The following is a 23,990-nucleotide window of genomic DNA, read 5'->3' on the forward strand; positions in this document are numbered from 1 at the left end:
TTAAATTAAAGAATTTTACGCAGGAATTGACCAGTATATGAATCTTCTTTTTTTGATACATCTTCCGGGGTTCCTGTACAAACAACTTTTCCTCCCTCTTCCCCACCTTCGGGACCCAAATCAATAATCCAGTCGGCACATTTAATTACTTCAAGATTATGTTCAATCACAATTACTGTATTACCACGGTCAACAAGTTTGTTTAAAACATCCAGAAGTAACTTTACATCTTCAAAATGAAGTCCTGTGGTTGGTTCATCAAGGATATATAATGTCTTTCCGGTAGCAATCTTTGAGAGTTCTTTAGCAAGTTTTATACGTTGTGCCTCTCCACCCGATAGAGTAGTCGCTGGTTGACCCAATTTTATATAACCAAGTCCAACATCATATAATAACTGAAGTTTTCTTTTTATCGGTGGAATATGCTGAAAGAATTCAAGTGCCTCTGATACTGACATATTCAATACCTCGCTGATATTTTTACCTTTATATTTAACTTCAAGGGTTTCACGATTGAATCTCTTACCTTGACAGGCATCACAGGTTATATATACATCAGGAAGAAAATGCATCTCAATCCACAAAATTCCACCCCCCTCACACTGCTCACACCTACCGCCCGGTACATTGAATGAAAACCTGCCCGGTTTATAACCGCGCACCTTTGATTCGGGCAGAGATGCAAAAAGATCCCTTATTGGTGTGAACGCACCGGTATAGGTTGCTGGGTTTGAACGGGGTGTTCTACCAATTGGCGATTGGTCAATATTTATTACTTTGTCAATATGTTCAAGCCCAATTATCTCTTTATATTCACCTGGCGGGTATTTTGAATGGTAATACTCCTGTGCCAGTGCGCGGTAGAGAGTATCAACAATGAGTGTAGATTTACCAGAACCACTAACACCTGTCACACATACAAATACCCCAAGAGGAATTTCTACGTCTATTGATTTGAGATTGTTTGCCCTTGCCCCTCGAATTATCAAAGAACCCCTTTTTTGTCTGCGTGTTTTTGGAATTTCTATTCTTTTAATTCCCGATAAATATTGTCCCGTGATTGATTTAGGATTCTTTGCAATTTCATCAGGAGTGCCCACACATACCACATAACCACCATTTTCACCGGCCCCGGGTCCCAAATCAATGATATAATCGGCAGAATGAATTGTCTCCGAATCATGCTCAACAACCAGAACTGTATTACCGAGGTCGCGTAAGGACTTTAAGGTGTCAAGCAATCTTTTGTTATCTCTTTGATGAAGCCCGATAGAAGGTTCATCAAGGATATATAACACGCCGACCAATCCCGAACCAATCTGGGTGGCAAGTCTCACCCTTTGTTCCTCGCCGCCGGCAAGTGAATCAGTCGTCCTATCAAGTGTAAGATAATCAAGTCCGACCGAATTCAAAAATTCAAGCCTTCTCATGACCTCCTTTATTACATCCTTTGCAACAATCTTCTCTTTTTCAGAGAGATTCAAATGTTTAAAGAAATTAAGGGCATTTTTAACTGAAAGTTCTGTTATCTCAGCAATATTTTTCTCATTTATTTTAATTGATAAACTTTGAGGTTTCAATCTTTTCCCTTTGCAATCAGGACACGGTGTAATAACCATATAGTCTTCAATTTCTTCACGCACAGATTCAGAACTTGTCTCATGAAATCTTCTCATCAATTCAGGGATAACTCCTTCAAACATTTCCTGGAAAACGCCCCTTCCCGAACCATCTCTTCTAATATATTCTACTTCTATCGGTATATTTTCACCGTGCAAGATAATCTCCCTGACTTCAGGGGGCAATCTATTGAATGGTTTATCAAGGTCAAATTTTAATTTCTTTGCAAGTCCTTTCAATACTGCAGTGCGCCAGGAACCCGGTAATCCATAAGGTTTTATTGCACCATCAAGGATTGAAAGATTAGGATTAAGAATAACCCTTTTAGGTTCAATCTCCATTTTTGTCCCCAACCCATCACAGGTTTCACAGGCGCCGTAAGGAGAATTAAATGAAAACATTCTGGGAGAAATTTCAGGATAACTTATACCACAATTAACACAGGCAAGTTTCTGGCTAAAGATTACTTCTTTTTTTGAATCAATGATAACTATTAAAAGTCCTTCCCCTTCTCGCAACCCCATTTCAATTGAATCCGCAAGCCTTTTTCTTATTCCATCTTTTAAGATAATACGATCAATAACAATTTCAATATTGTGTTTTTTATAGCGTTCCAGTTCAGGTACATTTTCAATCTCATAGATTTTACCATCAATCCTCACCCGAACATAACCCCTTCTTTTTATCTTTTGCAGATACTCCTTATATTCACCTTTTCTTCCCCTTACTACCGGTCCGAGAATCTCAATCCTTGTTCCAGCAGGATAAGAAAGTATTGCATCAACTATTTGGTCCGTCGTCTGTGATTCAATATGCCTTCCACACTGATAGCAATATGGAATTCCGATACGGGCATATAATATTCTTAAATAATCATATATTTCTGTGACCGTACCCACAGTTGAACGGGGATTTTTTGATGCAGTTCTCTGCTGAATTGCGATTGCCGGAGAAAGTCCATTTATTTCATCTACATCTGGTTTATCCATCATACCCAAAAATTGTCTTGCGTATGCTGACAAGGATTCTACATATCTCCGTTTACCTTCAGCATATAATGTATCAAATGCAAAAGAAGATTTGCCCGAACCAGAAATGCCGGTGATTACAACAAATTTATTTCTTGGAATAAAAACATCGATATTTTTTAGATTATGAACCCTTGCACCCTTGACCCTTATGCCATCATTTTGATCCAACATATTCTTTAAAAAATAGTGTTTGATTAACAACCAAATATTTTTTCCCGTACGAATGAAATAATAAGAGATAAATTAACTTTTCAAAAAAATTTATCAATATTATCAATTGGTTATTCATTGTTTAATTTTAATCAAAAGGCACTGAAAGTCAAGGATAGTTCTTTTAATCTGATAATTCTATTTTAAACAAAAAAGCATATTCCCTATTGACAATGGTTCAAAATTATTTATAATATTATAGCTTTGACCGTAGAGGTTGCCCTTATGAATTTCAAGGGCGATGAAGGCTGAAAGGAGGAAATTTGGTCTACGGAAAAGTTAAATGGTTCGACGGTAAGAAGGGTTACGGTTTTATAGAGAAAGAAGATGGTTCCGGTGATGTCTTTGTCCATTATCAAGATATAGTGGGTGAAGGTTATCGGGTCCTTAGAGAAGGCGAACGAGTTAAGTTTGAGATAACCCAGACTCCGAAAGGAGATAAAGCAATTAAAGTCGAACGTGCAAAAAATGAATAACGGATTCGTAGCAATCCAAAGCAGAGCCTGGATAAATCCAGGCTCTGCTTTTTAAAAACATCACGAAATGGAAAAAAGAGCGGAAGAAATAAAAGAACTTCTAAAAAATAGCATAAATCTTGAAATCCAAGGCAAGTACAAAGATGCGGTTACTTTATTGGAAAAGGCAATAAAGTTAAACCCCAAGGATGGCAATTTATATAACCGTCTCGGCGATTTATATCTGAAATTAAATAGAACAAAAGAGGCAATCACCGCATATCAGACAGGCATAGAGGCATTTAGGGCAGACAATTTTTTAAGAAATGCCCTTGCCCTTTGCAAGAAAATTTTGCGTTATGATCCCGGTAACCCCGAAATCAATTTTACTATTGCCAAAATACTCATTGACCTTGATGAAAAGGGTGATGCATCGATGTATCTATTCTCTTATATAGAAAGACAAATGGCATCGGGCAATAAAAAAGAAGTAATGCAGGCAATGGAACTCTTAAAAAGTCTTAAATTGAACGATAGCAATGTGGCGAGCAAGATGGCAACAATATATGATAAGGTAGGCGAAAAGAAAAAGGCTGAAGAAGTAAAAAAAGAAATACCTGAAATCACCCCGGAACAAATTCCCGAAACAAATATTACCGATCTTGAATTACAACCGATAATTGAGGAAAGTAGAACAGAATCTCATTTACATAAAACAAACGTTGATTTTGAATCTTTAAACCGTCTGGAGAATATTTCCAATGAATTTGAAAGGGTGATTAGGGAATTACGTAAGACAATGCGAATAGATGAAGTTATTGTTGCAATTGATAAGTCATTAAATATCTTCTCCCAACAACAAAAAGAAACAATCAATTTGTTACATAAATCATTAAATACTGACTTAGAAAATTTACGGCGAGTAATCAGTGGCTTGCAGGAAGGTTCAAAGAAAAATTTAGATGAAATTTCAAAAATTATTACAGCCCTGGATCGTTCAGTAAATGAAATTAATAAAAATCAAAAATTCATTGTTGAAGAAATTACCAGAAATCTAAATAATATCGGTGGACAATTTGAATCAGCAACCAAGAAAATGCTTGAAGACCTCCGAAATCTTACATCCTGTTATGAATCAACAAGCAAAGATGTCTGCACAAAGGTTGATGAAAACCGTCAGATTACATCATCTTTATTAAAGGTCGGCAGCGAAACAAAAATTGGTATTCAAACCATTAATGATAGTCTCTTAAAATTTTTTCTCAATCAGGATGCCCAGATTAAAAAATTAAATAAATTTATTTTAATTGTATGTATAATACTCGGTGGCATAGCAGGTTTACTTTTGCTTATTTTATTTTTAAAATAAAAGACTAATGCAAAAACAATTTTTACTTTATCCCGATTCTTATTGACTTAGTTAGTCTAATATATATAATTATCTATGAAAATACTTGTTACTGGCGGTGCAGGTTTTATTGGTTCACATATTGTAGATGCTTATATAAATGAAGGTCATAATGTAGTAATCATTGATGACCTCTCAACCGGTGATATTAAAAATGTAAATTCTAAGGCAATTTTTGTCAAACAGGATATCATTAGTCATGAAATTGAAGAAATATTTAAAAGATATAACTTTGACATTGTAAACCATCATGCAGCCCAGATAAATGTGCGTCGTTCTCTTGACGATCCATTATTCGATGCCAAGGTAAATGTAATGGGTTCGCTAAATTTACTCAGTCTTTCTGCAAAATATAATGTTAAAAGGTTTATTTTTGCTTCAAGTGGCGGTGCCATCTATGGGGAACCCGAAAAATTCCCTATCACCGAAGATTTTAAACCCGAACCACTATCTCCTTATGGTGTTGCAAAACTCACGGTAGAAAATTATATAAAAGTTTTTGCAAGACTATATAATTTTGATTATGTAATTCTGCGGTACAGTAATGTATACGGTCCAAGACAGATCTCCAAGAGCGAGGCGGGTGTCATATCAATATTCATAAACCAGATCCTTGAAAATAAAGAATGTTTTGTAAATGGTGATGGTAACCAGGTACGAGACTATGTCTATGTTGGAGATGTAGTAAAAGCAAATCTCTATGCCCTTAATTCCTGCCCGGGATATTTTAATATTGGCACCGGAATCGAAACCAGTGTCAACGATTTGCTTGATATTTTTAGCACAATACTTAAAAAAGAGATAGCCCATAAACACCGGGAACCAATACCAGGAGAAGTATTCAAGAATGTCCTTGATTATTCTAAAGCGAGAAAAACTTTTAACTGGTCGCCCGAAGTTCCGTTGATAAAGGGAATTGAGCTAACCTATAGATATTTTTATAATGAAAGGCAAGGCAAGGTATCTTGACCCTGAAGTCTTAGCCCGATTATCAAATATTGGTATAAAGGCAAGGCTTGTAGTAGAAGGATTTCTGACTGGATTACACCATAGCCCCTACAAGGGTTTTTCTCAGGAATTCACAGATTACCGTCCTTATATTGCCGGTGATGAAGTAAAGTGGATTGATTGGAAGATATATGCAAGGCGGGACAGATTTTATGTAAAAGAATATCAAGAAGAAACCAATCTCCGCGGTTATATCTTACTTGATAAAAGTGGTTCAATGGGTTATGGTAAAAAGATAACAAAACTTGAGTATGCAAAATTTCTCAGTGCCTGTATCGCCTATCTATTATTCAAACAGCGTGACGGGGTTGGGATAATCACATTTGATACTAAAATCAATGAGTTTATACCACCATCAGCGAGGAAGATTAATTTTACAAGGAGCATTGAAGTAATTGATAAAGTAAATCCAGGAAATGAAACATCACTCGCTAATGTATTATTTGACCTTGGTCAGAGGATAAAAAGACGCGGACTCGTAATACTCATCTCAGATTTATTTGATGATCCAATACGGGTTTTAAAATCACTAAAATCTTTTCGTGCGCGTAAACATGAAATAATAGTTTTCCAGATAATTGACCCGGATGAATTTATCTTTCCATTCTCAGAGACCGCACTGTTTCAGGACATGGAAACGAATGAGCATCTTGTTATTGAACCTAAGGCGATAAAACATTCTTATCAGAAGAACTTCCGGGCATTCCTTGATTATTACCAGAAAGGTATGTTTGAATCACACATTGATTATGAGTTAATCAACACGACACAAAGTTATGACCGGGCGTTAATCTCTTATCTCCATAAACGCACAAAACTATTATGAAATTCCTCAATCCAATTTATCTTTTTGGTTTGGTTCTAATCGCAGTTCCCATAATTATTCATTTAATGTTCAAAAAGAATTTGAAAAAAGTCCTTTTTTCATCTTTGTTATTTTTAAAAACTTCCGAATCACAGAGGTTGAGATGGCTGAAATTAAAAGAAATTTTAACATTAATAACCCGCTGTATAATGGTTGCCTCCATATTTTTAGCCCTTGCCAGACCTCAATATGAAGGAAATTTTTTTACGAAGAACAAACTTGCTGCAGTGTATTTAGTTATTGATAATTCCTTTAGTATGCATTATGGAAAAAATTTTGAAAATGCCTTAAATCAGGCAGAAAAAATTATTAATAATTATTCTTCACGAAGCATTTTTTATGTGGTGCCGCTTTGTCTTCAAGACGGATATAACCCATTCTGGGCAGAAAAAAATACCGCACTCAGTCAATTGAAATCCATAAAACTATCCTTTGCTACCGGCTCATTAAAAACATTATATGAAAAATTTTTACTGGAACATACGGATATCCCAAAAGAATTCGTGTACATAGGTGATGGCCAGATTATAAACTTCATAGGCCTTAAAGAGTTAACAAATTTCTACTGGTTTCAAATTCCTGGTGGTAGCAACATCGCTATTGAAAATGTATCACTGAAAGAACCTTATTTTATTCCCAAAGATAATTATGAATTAAGTGTAAATATCAAAAATTATGGTTCAAAACCATTTTCTACAAAAATTGAACTCACTGCGGGCAATTTTTATAGAGACCAAAAATCAATAATTCCTGCTGGGCAGAATATAGATATATCTTTCTCAATACCTTCCTATATCCGCAATGGCATAATAAAGATTGAAGAAGATAGCCTATCTGATGATAATCAATATTATTTTTCTAAATCACTGCTTGAAAAGATAAGATTGTTAATAGTGGGTGATTCAAAATATATTAAAATAGCATTAGCCCCTTCCCCGGAAATAAAAACCCCATTTGAAATAGCGAAAGCAAATAGTATAAAAGAATTGGACATTAGACCATATCATATTATTTTAATTAATGGAATAGAAGAAATCACTGAATTTGAACTTATAAAACTACAGAATTTTCTTTTCCAGCCAAAGAGCGGTCTGATACTATTTTTAGGACCAATAATCGGCTCCAATTTAAAAAATTGGATATACAATTATGCTAATCTTGAGGAATTTCTGAATCTTGAAGGTTATGTTACTATAAAATGGATTGATACTGATTATTCTTTCTTTTCTTTATTCAAAGAAGATGCTGGTTTAAGAGGAGTAAAAATTTTCAAAATGTGGAAAATGAAACCTAAGTCAAAGACTCTGATAAAACTTGATAACGATCTGCCGCTTTTAATAAATCAAAATAATATTATGATTTTCCCGACTGTGTTCAGTGATACCTATACCGATATTGTCTATAATCCCAATTTTATCCCCCTTTTGCATTCCGTTATTTATGGTCTGTTGAACAAAAATGTTGATAATGAATATCACATAGACGAAATTGAACAAAAGGTTAAACTGAAAGAAAAATCAAATATTATAAAACCTGGGTTTTATAAATTAGATGGAGATACTATAAGCGTCAATATAAACCCTGTTGAGAGTAATCTATCATCATTAACAACGGAAATGGCAAAAAATTTAGGTATAAAAATTCTAAACACCGAATCAATTGGTGGTTTTACCGATTTAACAAATCTTTTTTTGCTCCTTTTATTATGTTCATTTTTGTTTGAAATAATACTTTTATTATTGTAATCAATAAATAAAGACTTTAATAACCTGAGGTTTTGAATAAACCAAACTAATAAACTCAGGCAATATAATCTCCGGGGAAAGAAAATATTCACCGGGGACTAAATCCGATACCTTAATGCGCGCAATTATATCTTCTTTGTTCAGATTATCAAGGCGATCTCGGGTTCCAGAAATAATCAGTGTATCAATGACTGTATTCATAATCCTAACCCTCTGTCCAGTGTTTTTCAAAACAATTACATTAATTTCGGTAAAAGTTTTAAGAGATACAGAATCAATGACCACACGTATTCTTATATTATCGCGGGAAATTTCTATGGGCTCAGCGATAGGTTCAATCTTCAAACTCTTTTCAAATGTCGCGGATTTGTTACTTACGTTGAGTGACTCTGTAACAACCCCTTCTAATTTTTGTAAAATTTTTTTTGCACCGGATACATTTAATGTATCAAGGACCTCAATCTTTGATATAACCCAACCATCTTTTGGATGTCCTTTTATCGGAACGAAAGTTTTGACGACTTTTATTATCTTTTCATCAATGTCAACATTAATAAATTTTGCATTGTAATTTACTGACAAATCCTTGATTGGTATTGTTAAATCCTTTGTTGATATAACATTTCTGCCTGGTACAACATCAGCGAGGTTACATATTATTTTTGGTGGAGATGCCCATATACCAAAAAGATTTTTACCTTTTCCATTAAAACTAACCTTTAATTTCGGCACCGATTCTGTAATTATATAATTATCAGAAAGATTAGTATAAACAATAGGTATTTCACGTTCATAAGTATATGTTCCATCAATTGCTACAAAAAGCCACAACCCGAATGATAAGATTAAAGCGAAAATCTTGCGCGCCGGATCTACAATAAAAAAATTTACAACTTTTTTCAGAACATTTTGCATAGAAATACCATTATCCCCTTTTGAATATGGAGACGATTTTCAGCCTGGTCGAATACTATTGAATGAGGACCATCAATTACTTCATCCGTAATTTCTTCGCCACGATGTGCAGGGAGGCAGTGCATAATCAAATAATCTTTCTTCTGCGCATTTTTTAAAAGTTCACTATTTAATTGAAACGGTCTAAAAATTTTCTTTCTGCTTTCTGCTTCAGATTCTTGTCCCATTGATGCCCAAACATCAGTATAAATGACATCGGCGTCCTTTACAGCTTCTGCTGGATTACTTGTCCATTCAACCTTTTTTGCCCTTGCCATGTATTCTCTGTTTGGTTCATAACCCTCGGGTGTTGACACATTAAGTTTAAAATCAAGCAATGCCGAGGCAGCAACGAATGAGTTACATACATTATTGCCGTCACCAATGAATGCCAGTGTTATTTTATTCAAGTCTCCCTTTTTCTCAATTACTGTAAACAGGTCACAAAGAATCTGACAGGGATGCTCAAGGTCACATAAACCATTTATTACCGGAATATCAGCATTTTCAGCGAGTTCTCTTATCGTTTTATGACTGAACACCCTTGCCATTATTATGTCCACCCAACGCGAAAGATTTTTTGCTACATCTTTAACCGTTTCTCTCTTCCCTAATTGTATATCCGCAGGTGCAAGATATATAGCGTGTCCACCGAGTTGAGTCATTCCGGTCTCAAAGGTAACCCGGGTTCTTAAAGATGGTTTTTCAAATATCATTGCCAAAGTTTTATCTTTTAATAATTTATGCTCAATTCCCTTTTTCTGTTTTCCTTTCAAATCCCGGGTTATTTCAAATATTTTGTTAATCTCATCCCGGGTTAAATCAAAGATTGATGTGAGATCTCTTTTCATTTTTTCACTCCTTCATTTTATTATATAGAAAAAAAATGAAAAATCAATATAAAATTTTTTGTTACACCAAAAATACAAATAGCGTCATTATATCATGAGAGAAAAATGGATTGTGTTTCTTGACTTTAATTTTTATCTATGTAATATTGGAAAAGGGGGTATTATGAAGAATTACAAAATATTATTTTTAACAATATTAATATCTCTTACTTTTAGTTATGGAGCAATGCAAACATTCTACGAAAATAATAAATTTCTTATGACATCACCAGGTGCATTATATGTGGGGTTATATGGTTATGATAATCCCGCCCTTTTGACCTATTTACACCAGTTCGACCTTGCATTTATTTGTTCTGACCGGTTTGGAGAATGGAATGACTTTAATGAATGGATGGTCCTCACGGGCGTTCCAAACTTGGGTTTTACAATAAATCATAGAAAATTTCCTACAAGGACTATAAATAGTTATGATCTTTCACTTGCTTTAGGTAATAAAAGACAGAGTTTAGGAATAGGCTATGAATGGTCAGACACCGATACTAATATTCTGAAAATTGGTTCTTTAACCCGTCCTGTTAGATACATATCTATGGGTATTGTCGGTTCATTTGCCAGTTCCGGAGGTGACCGCGAAGTTTATTTTGATCTTGGCTTTAGGCCATTTGGTAATGAAAAAATTACATTCTTTGTTGACAATGCGATACATAAAAGTATTGATATAAAAGACAGTCCATGGAGCACCGGATTGGTCATGGAACCATTATCCGGTATAAGAATTACTGCAAGGTATTTTAATGACCGTACAATCACAATAGGTATAAACTTTAGTTTCGGCAGAACTGGAATTATTACTCAATCACATTTTGATTCTAACCAGAAATACCAATATAACACATATGGCATAAGACTCGGCGCCTATGACCGCAATATATTTGACATTCTGCATCAAAAAAGTGATTATCTTCAAATTGACCTTCAAGGCACATTAAAATATCAGCGTTATCTACTATTTGATAAAAGTAACACATTGTTATCACTCATGAAAACGATTGAAATCGCTAAAAATGACCCGACGATAAGCGGTATTGCACTCAACCTTTCTGGTATGGATATTAATCCCGAGTTCATATGGGAATTGAGAGAAAAACTAAAGGATTTCAAATCTTTCAAAAAACATATCGTTGTATATATTGATGAAGTTGGAATAATGGATTATTATCTTGCCTCCGTAGCGGACAGAATTGTCATCGACCCGCAAGGTGGGATCAATCTTCAAGGACTCCTCATGGGTAGACTATATTTTAAGAACACACTTGATAAACTTGGAATCGGAGTAGATGAATGGCGTTATTTCAAATACAAATCTGCAGCTGAAACATTTTCCCGAGACAAAATGTCTGAGGCCGATCGGGAACAAAGACAGGCAATAATTGATGATATTTATAATACAATTAAAAATGATATTTGTAGCGCCCGCGGGTTTACCAGTGAAAAATTTGAAAAATTGGTGAACGAAGTAAGTCTATTCTTACCTAAGGATGCGATAGAAGAAAATCTTGCTGACACATTAGGCAGATGGAATGAAGTAAAAGAAATGGTGAAAAGCATAGAAGGAAACAACAAGAGATTCATTGATAAATCCAATTTAATTTATCACCATTTACCAAAAGATAACTATTGGGGCGAAAAACCAAAGATTGCTGTAATTTATGGACTTGGTGAATGTGCAATGGATACTGGGATAAAAGCAAGAAGTTTAATAAAGGATATTGAATGGGCAACTGAAAGGAAAGATATAAAGGCAGTCGTTTTCAGAGTTGATTCACCGGGTGGTAGTGCCCTTGCTTCAGATATCATTGCTGAGGCGATAAAAAAATGTCAAAAAAAGAAGCCAGTGATTGTATCACAGGGTGCAGTTGCAGGTTCTGGGGGATACTGGTTATCAATGTATGGCGATAAAATCGTTGCTTCACCTTTTACAATTACCGGGTCCATCGGCGTAATCGGCTTATGGCTATATAACAAAGATTTAAAAGAAAAACTGGGGTTATCTACTGATTTTGTTAAGGTGGGCGAACACGCTGATCTCGGCTTTGGATTCACATATCCATTCCTTGGACAATTACCCGACAGAAATCTGACTGAGCCTGAAAAACAAAGAATGGAAATGTCTATAAAATCACTTTATAAAGAATTTGTCATAAAAGTTGCTGAAGGTAGAAGGAAAAAAACCGAAGAGATAGAAGAAATCGCCCAAGGTCGTGTATGGTCAGGCATCAGGGGTAAAGAAATAGGACTCGTGGATATAATTGGTGGGATTGAGACTGCAATAATGCTTGCCAAGGAGAAAGCACATATCCCCAAGGAAGAAGATGTAACAATTATTGAATTACCAAAACCACAGCTTATTACACCCGATTTATTTCAGCCCAAAATAATAAATGCAAATAAAGAATATACGGAATTTATAAAATACCTTCAATTTCTTGCCGAACATAATGGGGATGTGCTAGTGATAATGCCCCTTGAAGATTTTATGTCAAGGAAAAATAACTATTTGAAATAATTAGACGGAAACTTTAAAATACCAACTTTAGCAAGCAACAGCACAAGAATGGTATAAAAAATAGAAATCAATAAGTTTTTTGTCAGACTGTTTTGCTTTTCGTCTTGTTTACCGATAAGTTTTTTAGTACTATGATGGAGTAAGATAAAACCCACTACATTTGTGACCCAATATCCAAAAATCATCATCGGCAGAAAAATCTTTTCTGAAATCAAACCAAATGGAAATGCAAAGATATAAGCAATAGGAAGGTTTATTATTATGTCATTCCACCATGAAAGGGGTGAAAGAAGGTAACCGATGATAAAGATAATGCCACTTTTAATTTTTTTGCTCATCGGGATTATATCAAAAATTTTTACTCAGTCTATAACTCCTTCTTCGCTGCCTTCTCAAGAATATTGAAAATGACAGGATTTTTTAAAAGTGACATCACCTGTTCACCGATTTCGAAATTATGCTGACGAACCCTGTCCAAAAACTGTTTAACCCGGCTGTAACTTGGCTCAATCTTCTTCAACTCTTTCTGAATTTCTTTTATCTCTTCAATCAAAATCTCTTTTATATCACCGCTTATTTTCTCATCCGTATTCACCCTATCAATTAGTAAATTAAATTCCTTAAATATGTTTATCTGCATTGCAGATGTATCACTTGTTACCGGAAATGTAATATCAAATTGATAATCATCCTCTACTAAATCAACACCCTTACTGGTTATACGAGCACCAACGAAAAGACTTCCTTCCAAGGGTTTTTGAAGCTCAATATAACCTTTCTCTTCAAGATAGACAATATTAAAATTGAGCGTTTTTAAATCGATATTCAATGCCTCTTTGAATTCTCTTGGTGTAATGCGATAATATGGATGTTCTTTAAATTTTTCGTATGCCATTTCCAAAATTTTACGCCTTATTTCAATATTTGTCATTTTATAACCTGAAAAAATTTACTGAAGCCATATCTGGAATATTAGACCACCACGGTCAATGATAAAATATTTATTTTTAAAATCCCCGACCGCTTTTTTAAAATCATCTTTATTCCTTATCCTTGTGTCGCCGATACGGAGTATAACATCTCCCGGCGAAAACCCAAGCTTCTCGCCAATGCTTCCTGGGTCTACTTTCGTTACTACCACACCCTGTTTATAACCCAAATTAAACTTCTTTATTAAATAAAGATTAATATCTTCAACATAGATACCCAATTTTGAACCAATACCAATCGGTTCCTGAAATTCTTTTACAACGAGGCTGACATCCAGAGAATCTTTATTTCGATAAAGTTTAATATGTAATGTATCACCAACAAATGTGTTTGCGCTTATCCTATCCCAAGCAGAAGTGCTATTTATGATTTCATTATTTAACATTATTATTCGGTCGCCCTCTTTTATTCCTGAAAAATAGGCCGGACTGTTAGGTTCAACATTGCTAACAAGAACACCACGCTGTTCAATACCCATTGCTTCGGCAATCTCCGGGGTGATATCCTGAACCCATATTCCGACCCAGGGTGTTCTTATTTTACCAAATTGTTTTGTTTCGTTGATAAACTTTTTTACGACATTTATCGGACGGGCAAATCCTACACCTTCTGAACCACCACTTGAAGTAAAGATAAAAGTATTTATCCCAATAACTTGTCCTAAAATATTAACAAGAGGTCCCCCCGAATTACCGGGATTGATTGCCGCATCGGTCTGGATCATATCCTTATAGATTCTGTCTTCATAGGTTGACTTAATTGCACGGTTGAGTGCAGAAATAACACCAACGGTTACAGTTGGCCTCGTGTCTTCAAGCAAAAAACCGAAAGGATTGCCCAATGCAATCACCCATTCGCCAATCATCAAATCATCCGAATTACCCAATTCAGCATACGGCAGATCCTTACCATCAATTTTTAAAAGTGCAAGGTCCAAAGCGTGATCCATCGCCACAATCCTCGCTTTGAACTGTCTTGCGTCGGGCAGCGTCACACTTATCTCAGTTGCATTTGATACTACATGTTCATTAGTCAAAATGTATCCATCTTGCGAGATAACCACTCCAGAACCGAGACTTTTGACTTGCTGTCGATAACGCTGTTCCGGAAAGAAATCACCAAAAAATCTTTGGAAAAATTCATCATTAAAAGGCGAAACAGTGATAATTCTTGTCTGAATAACAGTTATGGATACGACCGATGGTCCTACCTTATTTGCCGCAAGAACGATTGCATTCATACGTTGTTTTGAAATCTCGTCGTTTATACTTACAAGACGGAGGTAATCTAATCTATTATCACGGTTTTTTATTTTAAATTGTTGATATAAAAATAAACAAAAAAGGCAAGTGATAAATCCAATAAATCCTGCGAATATTTCTCTTCTTCTCATTTCTACCTTTGACTCCTCATTAAAAATTTAACCATTAACCAATTCGCTTCTGCCAGTCTTCAAGAAATTTTGTAATTCCGACATCTGTAAGGGAATGTCTTATTAGTTGGGTAAAAACTTTATAAGGTACAGTGCAGATATCAACACCCAAAAGCGCTGCCTGACGAACATGCTCTGGATGTCGCACTGAGGCAAAGATAATTTTGGTCTTAAAATTATAATTTTTATAAATTGACAATATATCATTAACAACTTCAATACCTGGATTACCAATATCATCTAATCTTCCTACAAAAGGGCTGACGTATGCAGCACCAGCCTTTGCAGCAAGCAATGCCTGATTTGCAGAAAAGACAAGGGTCATATTAACATTTATACCTTCTTTTGACAAAATCTTTGTTGCCTTCAAACCATCCACAGTACAGGGTATTTTTATAACCACATATTCACTTATTTTACTTAAATCTATCGCCTCTTTTACCATTTCTTCTGTTTTCAAACTCAATACCTCGCCACTAACCGGACCCTTCACAATATCACATATTTCCTTTAAAATTTTTTTATAATCACCCTTCTCTTTTGCCATCAATGATGGGTTCGTGGTCACGCCATCAAGAATCCCCCATTGAGCAATTTCTTTGATTTCATCCAGATTTGCAGTATCAAGATATAATTCCATTATCTTCTCCTTTCAAAAAAATTTTTTACTTGTATCAATATTTCACTTCAACTAAATACAAACCATGTGCAGGGGCAAAATAAATATTATTTAATGCACCAGCAAAAATCTTTTTGACATCATCGGGCTTAAACCTACCCCTGCCCACATCAACCAAAAATCCCACAATACCACGTACCATCCTTCTTAAAAATCTATTAGCCTCCACGCTTATTATAATATCAATATTCATTTCTGTCAATGACAAATTCAATATATTACATATTGTGTTTTTCTCCTGCCCATCAGAATCATCGTCACTTGTAACCGAGAGATTTTTAAAATCATGTTCACCTATGAAATATTTTATAGTTTCTTTCATTAAGTTAAGATTTAGTGCATAATCAACATACCAGTAATATTTCCTTTTGATTGGAGAAAACAGGCTCATAATTTTATATTGATATACCTTGCTACACGCTGAAAATCTTGCATGAAAATCAGCAGATACTTCTTTGATTTCTTTTATATAAATATCCTCTCCAATAAGTGCATTTAATCCATTTTTGAGATTATTGCAGGATATATTAGAATTGATTTTGAAATTCGCAACTTGAGCAAGGGCATGAACCCCATGGTCTGTTCTTCCCGCACCGATAATTCTTATGTTTTCACCAGTTATTTCTTTTATCGCTTCTTCAATCTCACCCTGGACGGTTCTCTTATCGGGTTGATATTGCCAACCGTAGAAATCTGTGCCATCGTATTCAATTGTCAATTTTAGATTCCTCATATTTTAATTAAACTATTATAACAATCATGCAAGCGGCAGTATAATTCTGAATATTGCCCCTTTGCCAACCTTGCTTGAAACCTCAATATTACCATTGTGGGCTTCAATAATTTTCTGGGCAATTGAAAGTCCCAATCCAGTCCCGCCTTTCTTTGTTGTATAAAAAGGTTGGAAGATCTTTTTTAAATCTTTTTTCGCTATCCCCGGTCCTTGATCAATTATTTCTATCCAGCCATATTTATTGTTATAACCTGTTTTTATAAAAATCTTTTTACCCTGTTCACTTACTTCACAAGCATTTATGAGAATATTTAAAATGCCAGATTTCAATCTGTTTAAATCTGCCATAATCTCAAAATCTACGCCATCTCTTATGAACTCAAGTTTTTTCTCGCCAAAATGAGAAATGATATAAAGCAATGCTTCATTGATAACATCACTTACTTTAATTCGATATGTTTTTTTAGGAACAAATTGCGCAAAATTCAAAAAATCAGTAACGATTTCATTCAATCTGATTGACTCTTTTAATGCCATTTCAATGAATGGCTTTGCTGATTTAGGAACCCGGGCTTTAGCGATGACTTCCAATGAACCCCTTATTGAAGCAAGAGGGTTGCGAATCTCGTGGGCTAATGACCCACCAAGCTCAGCAAGCATCTTTGTTTGCTTAGATATTCTTGATGCCTCTTCTAACTTTTTTATTTTGGTCAAATCCTGTAGAATTGCAAGCGCGCCCTGTCTATTACCGATATGGGAACAGGAAAGCAGGTAAAAAGTATTTTTGATTTTCAATTCTCTTACATTGTCAATGCGCTCCGGGCTCTTTAAGAATCTTGCGAGATAAAGATGGACATATGAACGAATATCATCTTCTATAATATTTGTATAAATAACTGAACCTTCGCTATCAATCACCAAAATTCCTGACGGTAAATTTTTTACAATCTCTTCGGTCGTAAGGTTTAATTTTTTCAACTCTTCAGTTCTTATGCGATACCTTTCAGAAAGCCAGCCACTTAAAATTGCTGTGAATAAAAATAAAAGGGAGAAGAAATAGAACTGTTGAATCACATATTTGGCTTGAAGTGATCTTTCATTTATTTCAAAAAGCATCAGACCGAAAAAACAAAGCACTGAGAGCAAACTTATTATGTATGCACCTTTTCTATAAAGATAAATAGCCGATGTGATGATTAGTACAACATACAACAAGGGAAAAAGACTTTCCATTCCGCCTGTAAAATGGATTATCACTCCAATAAAAGGAATATCTGTCATTAATAAAATATATGTAAGGATTTCTGACTTTATCCACTTATTAAGTAACAAAAATAATAACGAGATTATAAAAGAAGTTAGGATAATAAACCAATAGGTTACTGGAATATTATAATAAATTGGGTATGAAGAGCTGAGTAGGGTAAAAGTAATAACAAGAGGATGGAGCAGAATAAGCCCCACCAAAGGATCAATAGACTTTTTATAAAACATTTATGATAGAATAAAGCAACTGCTTATATTTATATTCTATCCTACTAATTATTTATTTTTTGATAAGACTATTCAGTAATTGTTGAAGCCAGCTGGAATATCGGTAGATACATTGAAATCACAAGGAATCCAACAACTCCACCCAGGACAACCATAATTATTGGTTCAAGGGCATTGGTAAGGTTTTCAACTGCTTGGTCAACCTCAGCATCATAAAAATCTGCCACCTTTGAAAGCATATCATCAAGTCCACCAGATGCCTCACCAATTGCAATCATCTGTGTCACCATCGGCGGGAACACCGCGGTCTTGGAAAGAGGATCAGCAATATTTTCTCCACCCTTTATAGAAACCCTTGCTTTCAATATTGCATCTTCAATAACCCAGTTGCCGGCACTCTTTGCTGTAATCTCAAGGGCATCAATAATTGGCACACCGCTAGAGAGCAAGGTAGAAAGAGTCCTTGAAAATCTTGCAATCGCCTGTTTTTTTATCAAATCTCCAAATACTGGCGTTTTCAAAAATAATGGGTCCAATGCCTTGGCACCGGATTCTGTCTTATGCCACCTGCGGATGATCGTGAATAATAGTATTAATCCGATGAGTAATGGCAATGCGGCGACTTTCATAAAATTTGAAATCCTGATAACGAGCTGCGTCATTGCGGGCAGTTCCCTTCCTACCCCTTCATACATTCTTGCAAAGATAGGAATCACAAATATCAATAGAACAGCAATTGCGCCCACTGCTACCACACTGATGATTGCAGGATATATCATAGCGCCGCGTATTTTTCTCTGCAATGCTACGGTTTTTTCGAGATATGTTGCCAGACGCTGGAGAATGGTATCAAGTGCACCGCCGGTCTCACCCGACTCAACCATATTCACATAGAGATTATCAAATGCCTTGGGTTGGCGTCTTAAAGCATCTGCGAGAGAAAGACCTCCTTCAACATCGGTACGAACTTCATCAAGTACCCTTTTTAAACCCGCGCTTTCGGTCTGTTTTGAAAGAATTTCAAGGCAATTAAGCAAGGGCAAACCCGCACCTAACATTGTAGCAAATTGCCTTGTGAATACCGATAGTGCCCTTTTTGAGATGCGTCCTCCAAAAAGTGCAAATCCCTTTTTTTCTTCTTTTATTTTAATTGAAGTTGGAATTATTTTCTTCTGGCGTAGTGCTGCAACAACATCAGCCTGTGATTGAGCTGTCAATTCACCACTGGCTGATGCCCCTGTTGCTGTCCTGCCTTTCCATACAAAAGTTGGCATAATACCTCCTATTTATATGATACTTGGTTAAAAACCTAAAATTAACCAGTTAACCATCATATCCCTATCCTAAGACTGGTGATTTTTGTTCAACCATATGTTCAAATTCTTCAATGTTCGGAGAATAATCAAATGCAGTCTCAAGAGTAATTAGTCTTTTCGCATATAGATTATACAATGCCTGATTCATAGTCTGCATTCCATACTTTTGTCCGGATTGAATCATTGAATAAATCTGATGCTCTTTGCCATCGCGAATAAGTGCCCTTATTGCGGGAGTAGCAACCATTACCTCCGCAGCAAGCACCCGCCCACCCCCAATCTTGGGAAGCAATTGTTGAGTCACCACACCTTCAATGACAAAGGCAAGTTGAGAACGGACCTGCCCCTGTTGATGGGATGGAAAGATATCTATTATTCTGTGAATTGATTCTGCGGCTGAATTTGTGTGGAGTGTAGCAAGGGTTAAATGTCCGGTTTCAGCAATTGTAAGAGTAATTGCTATGGTTTCCAGGTCACGCATTTCACCTACCATAACCACATCCGGGTCCTCCCGCAAAACATATTTCAATGCATTGGCAAACGATTTTGTATCACTTCCCACCTGTCTCTGATTTACAATCGCTTTCTTATGACGGAACAAATATTCAATTGGGTCTTCAACGGTAATAATATGACATCTCCTATCACTATTGACTTTATCAATTATTGCCGCAAGTGTAGTTGATTTTCCGCAACCGGTTGGACCGGTTAATAAAATTAAACCCTTGGGACGACTGGCAAGTTCCTGGACTACAGGTGGAATTCCAAGTTCTTTAAAACCCCGTATTTCAAATGGGATAGTCCTTATCGCCGCTGCAATACTACCTCTCTGCTGAAAACAATTACCCCTAAATCTTGATAAACCAGCAATACCGAACGAAAAGTCAAGTTCCCATTCCATTTCAAATTTTTTCTTCTGCTGGTCATTCAGCACACTGTAAACAAGTTGTTGAATCAACTCCGGGGTCATCACCTCGTAGTTAGTTGGTACAAGCTCACCATCAATTCTTAGCATTGGTGGGGCTCCAGTGGTTAAATGTAAATCAGTTGAATTTCGCTGTACCATTTCTTCTAATAATTGTTTCATTGTTACGGGCATCTTGCCTCCTTATCCTATTTTAATTTCTCCGCAGAAAGCGGAATAAAAAATATTATCATAATGATGCGGTCTCCCGCATTAACTCCTCAATTGTGGTGATGCCTTTTTTTACTTTTTCTATACCATCATCGCGGAGTGTTTTCATTCCTTCTTCTTTTGCCTGTTTTGCCACTTCATCACTTGAAGCACCTTTTAAAATCATCGCCCTGATAGTGGGTGAAATAGGCATCACCTCGTAAAGTCCAATCCTTCCTTTATAACCAGTTTGGCCACAATTTGAGCAACCTTTGCCTTTATATACAATACCATCAGGAAATGTATCAGGTGGTATATTTGCGTCTTCAAGCAATTTTGGACTTACTTTTATCGGTTCTTTGCAATTAGGACAGATTCTTCTGACCAGACGCTGTGCCTGAATCAATATCAAGGCACTGGCAACGAGATATGGAGGTATGCCCATATCCACCAACCGGTTTATTGTTGTTGGCGCATCATTTGTATGAATTGTAGAGAAAACGAGGTGTCCGGTCAATGCTGCACGAATACCAATCTCAGCCGTTTCAGTATCACGCATCTCACCGACAAGGATTATATTCGGTGCCTGACGTAAGAATGCTCTAAGCGCTGCAGCAAAGGTTAAGCCGATTTCCTCGTGAACCTGAATTTGATTGATGCCGTGAATATTGTACTCTATAGGATCTTCAATAGTCATAATCTGCCTGTCTGGTTTATTAAGTCGCTGAAGTGTGGAATAAAGTGTGGTAGTTTTACCACTTCCCGTAGGACCGGTAACAAGAATAATACCGTATGGACTTTCAATCGCCTTCAAGAATTTTTTCAGTGCCTCATCGCTGAATCCCAATTTTGTTAAATCAAGCATCAAGGCACTACGGTCCAGAATTCTCATAACAACCTTTTCACCATAAAGTGTCGGAATGACTGAAACCCGGAGGTCTATCATTTTATTGCCTACAAGAATATTAATTCTTCCATCCTGACATAATCTATGTTCTGCAATATCCATCTTTGCCATCAATTTTAACCTTGTAATTATACCTGCCTTCAGGTTATATGGTGGAGGTTGTTGTTCTCTTAAAACACCATCAATCCTGAAACGGATTCTTAATTGTTTTTCAAATGGTTCAATATGAATATCTGAAGCACCTTTATTCACTGCATCTGCGATATAAAAATTCACCAGCCTTACCACTGGCCCACCCTCAGCATCCGCTCTTAATTTTGCCTCTTCCACCTCTTCTTCCATACCTGTATCTAATAATTCCAAATCTTCAATACCCAGCTCTTTCGGACCCGCCTCTGTCTTTACTTCAGCCAAACTTGTATCCATTTTATAATATCTGCTTAATGCCTCCCTTATGCTTGTCTCGGAAGCAAGGACTGGATTTATTTCCATCCCCGTAATGAATCTCAAATCTTCAATTGCGCTAATATCAGTAGGGTCGACCATTGCAACAGTTAGAGTCCTTCCTTTTCGGTCAATAGGTATTACTTCATAATGATACGCCTTTTCAGCAGGAATTAATTTTAAAACAGTCTCTGATGGAATAATATAATCAAGGTCGGTCACTTCCATATGATATAGATTACTCAACTGTGCTAAAAGTTTGTTCTCAGGGATAAAACCTAACCTCACAAGAACACTAACAAGTCTCTGACCGGTCTCTTTCTTTTCTTGCATTGCCTGACGCAACTGTTCTTCGGTAATTAAATTATTTTTTACTAAATATACACCCAATCTTTCTTCCATTTATTCCACCCTTGTTTCCCTTATTACTTCTTCTACTGTCGTCAGACCCTGCCGTAATTTCTCTAGGGCTGAGCCACGGAGTGTGAGCATTCCTTCTTCAACCGCTGTCTTTTCAATCTCCTCAGCTGGTGCACGTTTTAAAATCAATTCTCTTATCCGGGCAGTTACAAGCATATTTTCAAATATACCAATTCTACCTTTGTACCCGGTGCCCCTGCACTCTTTGCATCCCTCGCCTCTATATAACGGAAAATCTATTTTATTAGGTTCAATCCCGGCATCTAATAAAACTTCGGGCGGATATTTTACTTCAGTCCTGCATTTCATACAGACTTTTCTCAACAAACGTTGAGAAAGCACTGACAAAAGAGTTGAGGCAATCAAAAATGGTTCAATATTCATATTTACCAATCTGGTTATAGTTGCTGCTGCTGAATTTGTATGAACGGTTGATAAAACAAGGTGACCGGTCAAAGATGCACGTATTGCAATTTCGGCGGTTTCAAGGTCACGAATCTCACCCACCATTATTATATTGGGGTCCTGACGCAAATATGCACGAAGTGCAGAGGCAAAAGTAAGTCCAATTTTTTCATTCACCTGCAACTGGTTTATTCCCATCAATGAGTATTCAATAGGGTCTTCTGCCGTTGTTATATTAATCCCGGGGTCATTCAGTTCAGTTAGTGCCGAATAAAGTGTCGTTGTTTTACCAGAACCTGTTGGACCAGTAACAAGAACAATACCATAAGGTGTCTTTATTGCCCTGCGAAATGTTTTTAAAGTACTTTCTTCAAATCCTAAGAGGTCAAGATTTAATTGAATTGTTGAGCGGTCAAGTAACCTTAGTGCAATCTTTTCACCAAAGAGTGTGGGCACAGTGGAGACACGAATATCAATGATTCTATTGTGCACCCTTGCCTTAATTCTTCCGTCCTGGGGTAATCTCTTCTCTTCAACCTTTAATTTTGCCATAACTTTAATAACTGTTGCTATAGCACGATTCATCTTCTTTGGTGGTTTCAAAACTTCGTGTAATATACCGTCAATACGATAACGAATGCGCATTTCATTTTCATACGGTTCAATGTGAACATCGGAAACATTCTGTTCAACAGCATCACTGATAATCTTACTAACTAATTTAAGGGCAGGACCACTATCACTATCATCCGCAACATTTGATAAGTCTTCCTCCTCCTTTTGCTGGACTACTTCATCCATTACTTTGACTGAAGTCTCACCTGCATCTGCAGTTTCTAATTCATACATCACATCAGCAAGCATTTTTTCAATATGATAATGTTCGTTAATTATCTTTATTATTGCATCCTCAGATGCAACGAGTGGTTCTATATCATAACTTGTGGCGAATTTAATATCTTCTATTGCATTCATATCGCCCGGATTGACCATTGCAAGACTAAGGGTTCTACCCAATCTCTTTATCGGCACAACGAGATATTTAGCAGCAATATCACTCGGGACTAATTTTAAAATATTGGGATCAAGTTCCAGTTTTCTAAGATCGATTGATTTTACACCAAAATGGATGGAGAGTGCCTTTAATAAATCTTCTTCTTTTAAAAATCCAAGCTTTATTAATGTTGAACCAAGTCTTGCCCCATCTTTTTTCTGCTCCTCAAGGGCGCGGGCAAGCATATCTTCAGTAACAAAACCATGTTTAACCAGTATTTCACCCAACTTCATAACATAATATAATATCAATATTTAGAAAATTGTCAATAGGGAATTTAATATCA

At 36.1% G+C, this 23,990-nt stretch carries 19 protein-coding genes; 6 read left to right on the forward strand and 13 right to left on the reverse strand.

The features are described 5' to 3' along the window. Positions 1–5 precede the first annotated feature (5 nt). Positions 6–2,822, reverse strand: coding sequence for an excinuclease ABC subunit UvrA (gene uvrA, locus ABIL69_02430; protein MEO0122843.1), 2,817 nt, complete (start codon positions 2,820–2,822; stop codon positions 6–8). Between the two features lie 302 nt (positions 2,823–3,124). Between uvrA and ABIL69_02435 the strand changes: the two genes are divergently transcribed. The 5 genes from ABIL69_02435 (at position 3,125) to ABIL69_02455 (ending at position 8,342) form a co-directional block, all read left to right on the forward strand. Next, positions 3,125–3,337: a cold shock domain-containing protein gene (locus tag ABIL69_02435; protein MEO0122844.1), complete on the forward strand. Its 213-nt coding sequence runs from the start codon at positions 3,125–3,127 to the stop codon at positions 3,335–3,337. Between the two features lie 67 nt (positions 3,338–3,404). Further along, positions 3,405–4,685: a tetratricopeptide repeat protein gene (locus tag ABIL69_02440; GenBank protein ID MEO0122845.1), complete on the forward strand. Its 1,281-nt coding sequence runs from the start codon at positions 3,405–3,407 to the stop codon at positions 4,683–4,685. A 75-nt stretch (positions 4,686–4,760) separates the two neighbouring features. Continuing rightward, complete coding sequence (locus tag ABIL69_02445) at positions 4,761–5,693, forward strand: NAD-dependent epimerase/dehydratase family protein (GenBank protein MEO0122846.1); 933 nt, start codon at positions 4,761–4,763, stop codon at positions 5,691–5,693. Then, positions 5,668–6,558, forward strand: coding sequence for a DUF58 domain-containing protein (locus tag ABIL69_02450; GenBank protein ID MEO0122847.1), 891 nt, complete (start codon positions 5,668–5,670; stop codon positions 6,556–6,558). Before ABIL69_02445 ends, ABIL69_02450 begins: the two co-directional genes overlap by 26 nt. Beyond that, a complete protein-coding gene (locus ABIL69_02455; GenBank protein MEO0122848.1) occupies positions 6,555–8,342 on the forward strand; it encodes a BatA domain-containing protein in 1,788 nt (595 codons plus the stop codon). The genes ABIL69_02450 and ABIL69_02455 overlap by 4 nt, the downstream gene beginning before the upstream one ends. Here ABIL69_02455 and ABIL69_02460 read toward each other — a convergent pair whose 3' ends face one another. After that, entirely contained in the window at positions 8,343–9,257 is a 915-nt protein-coding gene (locus ABIL69_02460) for a hypothetical protein (GenBank protein MEO0122849.1), read from the reverse strand. Beyond that, on the reverse strand, positions 9,242–10,147 hold the full coding sequence (argF, locus tag ABIL69_02465) for an ornithine carbamoyltransferase (protein ID MEO0122850.1): 906 nt from the start codon (positions 10,145–10,147) through the stop codon (positions 9,242–9,244). The genes ABIL69_02460 and argF overlap by 16 nt, the downstream gene beginning before the upstream one ends. A gap of 163 nt (positions 10,148–10,310) precedes the next feature. Here argF and sppA point away from each other — a divergent pair, with 163 nt between their 5' ends. Beyond that, the gene (gene sppA / locus ABIL69_02470; GenBank protein MEO0122851.1) at positions 10,311–12,716 is read left to right on the forward strand and encodes a signal peptide peptidase SppA; all 2,406 of its coding nucleotides are present in this window, start codon (positions 10,311–10,313) and stop codon (positions 12,714–12,716) included. Here the strand turns inward: sppA and ABIL69_02475 are convergent. From ABIL69_02475 to pilB (ABIL69_02520), 10 genes are all read right to left on the reverse strand, one after another. Continuing rightward, positions 12,704–13,054, reverse strand: a complete 351-nt coding sequence (locus ABIL69_02475) for a hypothetical protein (GenBank protein ID MEO0122852.1) — start codon at positions 13,052–13,054, stop codon at positions 12,704–12,706. The two genes, sppA and ABIL69_02475, sit on opposite strands and share 13 nt — an antisense overlap. A 29-nt stretch (positions 13,055–13,083) precedes the next feature. Beyond that, positions 13,084–13,647 carry a hypothetical protein gene (locus tag ABIL69_02480; protein MEO0122853.1) on the reverse strand — a complete coding sequence of 188 codons (564 nt, stop codon included), beginning with the start codon at positions 13,645–13,647 and terminating at the stop codon, positions 13,084–13,086. A gap of 18 nt (positions 13,648–13,665) precedes the next feature. Continuing rightward, positions 13,666–15,099 (reverse strand): trypsin-like peptidase domain-containing protein, encoded by a 1,434-nt coding sequence (locus tag ABIL69_02485; protein ID MEO0122854.1) that lies wholly within the window; start codon positions 15,097–15,099, stop codon positions 13,666–13,668. Positions 15,100–15,133: 34 nt separating this feature from the next. Continuing rightward, positions 15,134–15,778, reverse strand: coding sequence for a fructose-6-phosphate aldolase (fsa, locus tag ABIL69_02490; GenBank protein MEO0122855.1), 645 nt, complete (start codon positions 15,776–15,778; stop codon positions 15,134–15,136). A gap of 34 nt (positions 15,779–15,812) precedes the next feature. Then, positions 15,813–16,550: a tRNA pseudouridine(38-40) synthase TruA gene (gene truA / locus ABIL69_02495; protein ID MEO0122856.1), complete on the reverse strand. Its 738-nt coding sequence runs from the start codon at positions 16,548–16,550 to the stop codon at positions 15,813–15,815. A 24-nt stretch (positions 16,551–16,574) separates the two neighbouring features. Further along, positions 16,575–17,831: an ATP-binding protein gene (locus ABIL69_02500; protein MEO0122857.1), complete on the reverse strand. Its 1,257-nt coding sequence runs from the start codon at positions 17,829–17,831 to the stop codon at positions 16,575–16,577. A 281-nt stretch (positions 17,832–18,112) separates the two neighbouring features. After that, on the reverse strand, positions 18,113–19,318 hold the full coding sequence (locus tag ABIL69_02505; protein MEO0122858.1) for a type II secretion system F family protein: 1,206 nt from the start codon (positions 19,316–19,318) through the stop codon (positions 18,113–18,115). A 64-nt stretch (positions 19,319–19,382) separates the two neighbouring features. Next, positions 19,383–20,459 carry a type IV pilus twitching motility protein PilT gene (locus ABIL69_02510; protein MEO0122859.1) on the reverse strand — a complete coding sequence of 359 codons (1,077 nt, stop codon included), beginning with the start codon at positions 20,457–20,459 and terminating at the stop codon, positions 19,383–19,385. A gap of 55 nt (positions 20,460–20,514) precedes the next feature. Further along, entirely contained in the window at positions 20,515–22,227 is a 1,713-nt protein-coding gene (pilB, locus tag ABIL69_02515; protein ID MEO0122860.1) for a type IV-A pilus assembly ATPase PilB, read from the reverse strand. Next, positions 22,228–23,937, reverse strand: a complete 1,710-nt coding sequence (gene pilB, locus ABIL69_02520) for a type IV-A pilus assembly ATPase PilB (protein MEO0122861.1) — start codon at positions 23,935–23,937, stop codon at positions 22,228–22,230. Positions 23,938–23,990: the final 53 nt, after the last annotated feature.

The sequence above is a fragment of the candidate division WOR-3 bacterium genome, assembly GCA_039802005.1.
Classification (GTDB): Bacteria; Hydrothermota; Tepidihabitantia; order SM23-42; family JAOAFX01; genus JAOAFX01.

What these genes read in the sequence shown, in the direction of transcription:
- uvrA (MEO0122843.1), bottom strand. Translation starts at nt 2,822, where the DNA reads ATGTTGGATCAAAATGATGGCATAAGGGTCAAGGGTGCAAGGGTTCAT.
- ABIL69_02440 (MEO0122845.1), top strand. Translation starts at nt 3,405, where the DNA reads ATGGAAAAAAGAGCGGAAGAAATAAAAGAACTTCTAAAAAATAGCATA.
- ABIL69_02445 (MEO0122846.1), top strand. Translation starts at nt 4,761, where the DNA reads ATGAAAATACTTGTTACTGGCGGTGCAGGTTTTATTGGTTCACATATT.
- ABIL69_02450 (MEO0122847.1), top strand. Translation starts at nt 5,668, where the DNA reads ATGAAAGGCAAGGCAAGGTATCTTGACCCTGAAGTCTTAGCCCGATTA.
- ABIL69_02455 (MEO0122848.1), top strand. Translation starts at nt 6,555, where the DNA reads ATGAAATTCCTCAATCCAATTTATCTTTTTGGTTTGGTTCTAATCGCA.
- ABIL69_02460 (MEO0122849.1), bottom strand. Translation starts at nt 9,257, where the DNA reads ATGCAAAATGTTCTGAAAAAAGTTGTAAATTTTTTTATTGTAGATCCG.
- argF (MEO0122850.1), bottom strand. Translation starts at nt 10,147, where the DNA reads ATGAAAAGAGATCTCACATCAATCTTTGATTTAACCCGGGATGAGATT.
- sppA (MEO0122851.1), top strand. Translation starts at nt 10,311, where the DNA reads ATGAAGAATTACAAAATATTATTTTTAACAATATTAATATCTCTTACT.
- ABIL69_02475 (MEO0122852.1), bottom strand. Translation starts at nt 13,054, where the DNA reads ATGAGCAAAAAAATTAAAAGTGGCATTATCTTTATCATCGGTTACCTT.
- ABIL69_02480 (MEO0122853.1), bottom strand. Translation starts at nt 13,647, where the DNA reads ATGACAAATATTGAAATAAGGCGTAAAATTTTGGAAATGGCATACGAA.
- ABIL69_02485 (MEO0122854.1), bottom strand. Translation starts at nt 15,099, where the DNA reads ATGAGAAGAAGAGAAATATTCGCAGGATTTATTGGATTTATCACTTGC.
- fsa (MEO0122855.1), bottom strand. Translation starts at nt 15,778, where the DNA reads ATGGAATTATATCTTGATACTGCAAATCTGGATGAAATCAAAGAAATT.
- truA (MEO0122856.1), bottom strand. Translation starts at nt 16,550, where the DNA reads ATGAGGAATCTAAAATTGACAATTGAATACGATGGCACAGATTTCTAC.
- ABIL69_02500 (MEO0122857.1), bottom strand. Translation starts at nt 17,831, where the DNA reads ATGACAGATATTCCTTTTATTGGAGTGATAATCCATTTTACAGGCGGA.
- ABIL69_02505 (MEO0122858.1), bottom strand. Translation starts at nt 19,318, where the DNA reads ATGCCAACTTTTGTATGGAAAGGCAGGACAGCAACAGGGGCATCAGCC.
- ABIL69_02510 (MEO0122859.1), bottom strand. Translation starts at nt 20,459, where the DNA reads ATGCCCGTAACAATGAAACAATTATTAGAAGAAATGGTACAGCGAAAT.
- pilB (MEO0122860.1), bottom strand. Translation starts at nt 22,227, where the DNA reads ATGGAAGAAAGATTGGGTGTATATTTAGTAAAAAATAATTTAATTACC.
- pilB (MEO0122861.1), bottom strand. Translation starts at nt 23,937, where the DNA reads ATGAAGTTGGGTGAAATACTGGTTAAACATGGTTTTGTTACTGAAGAT.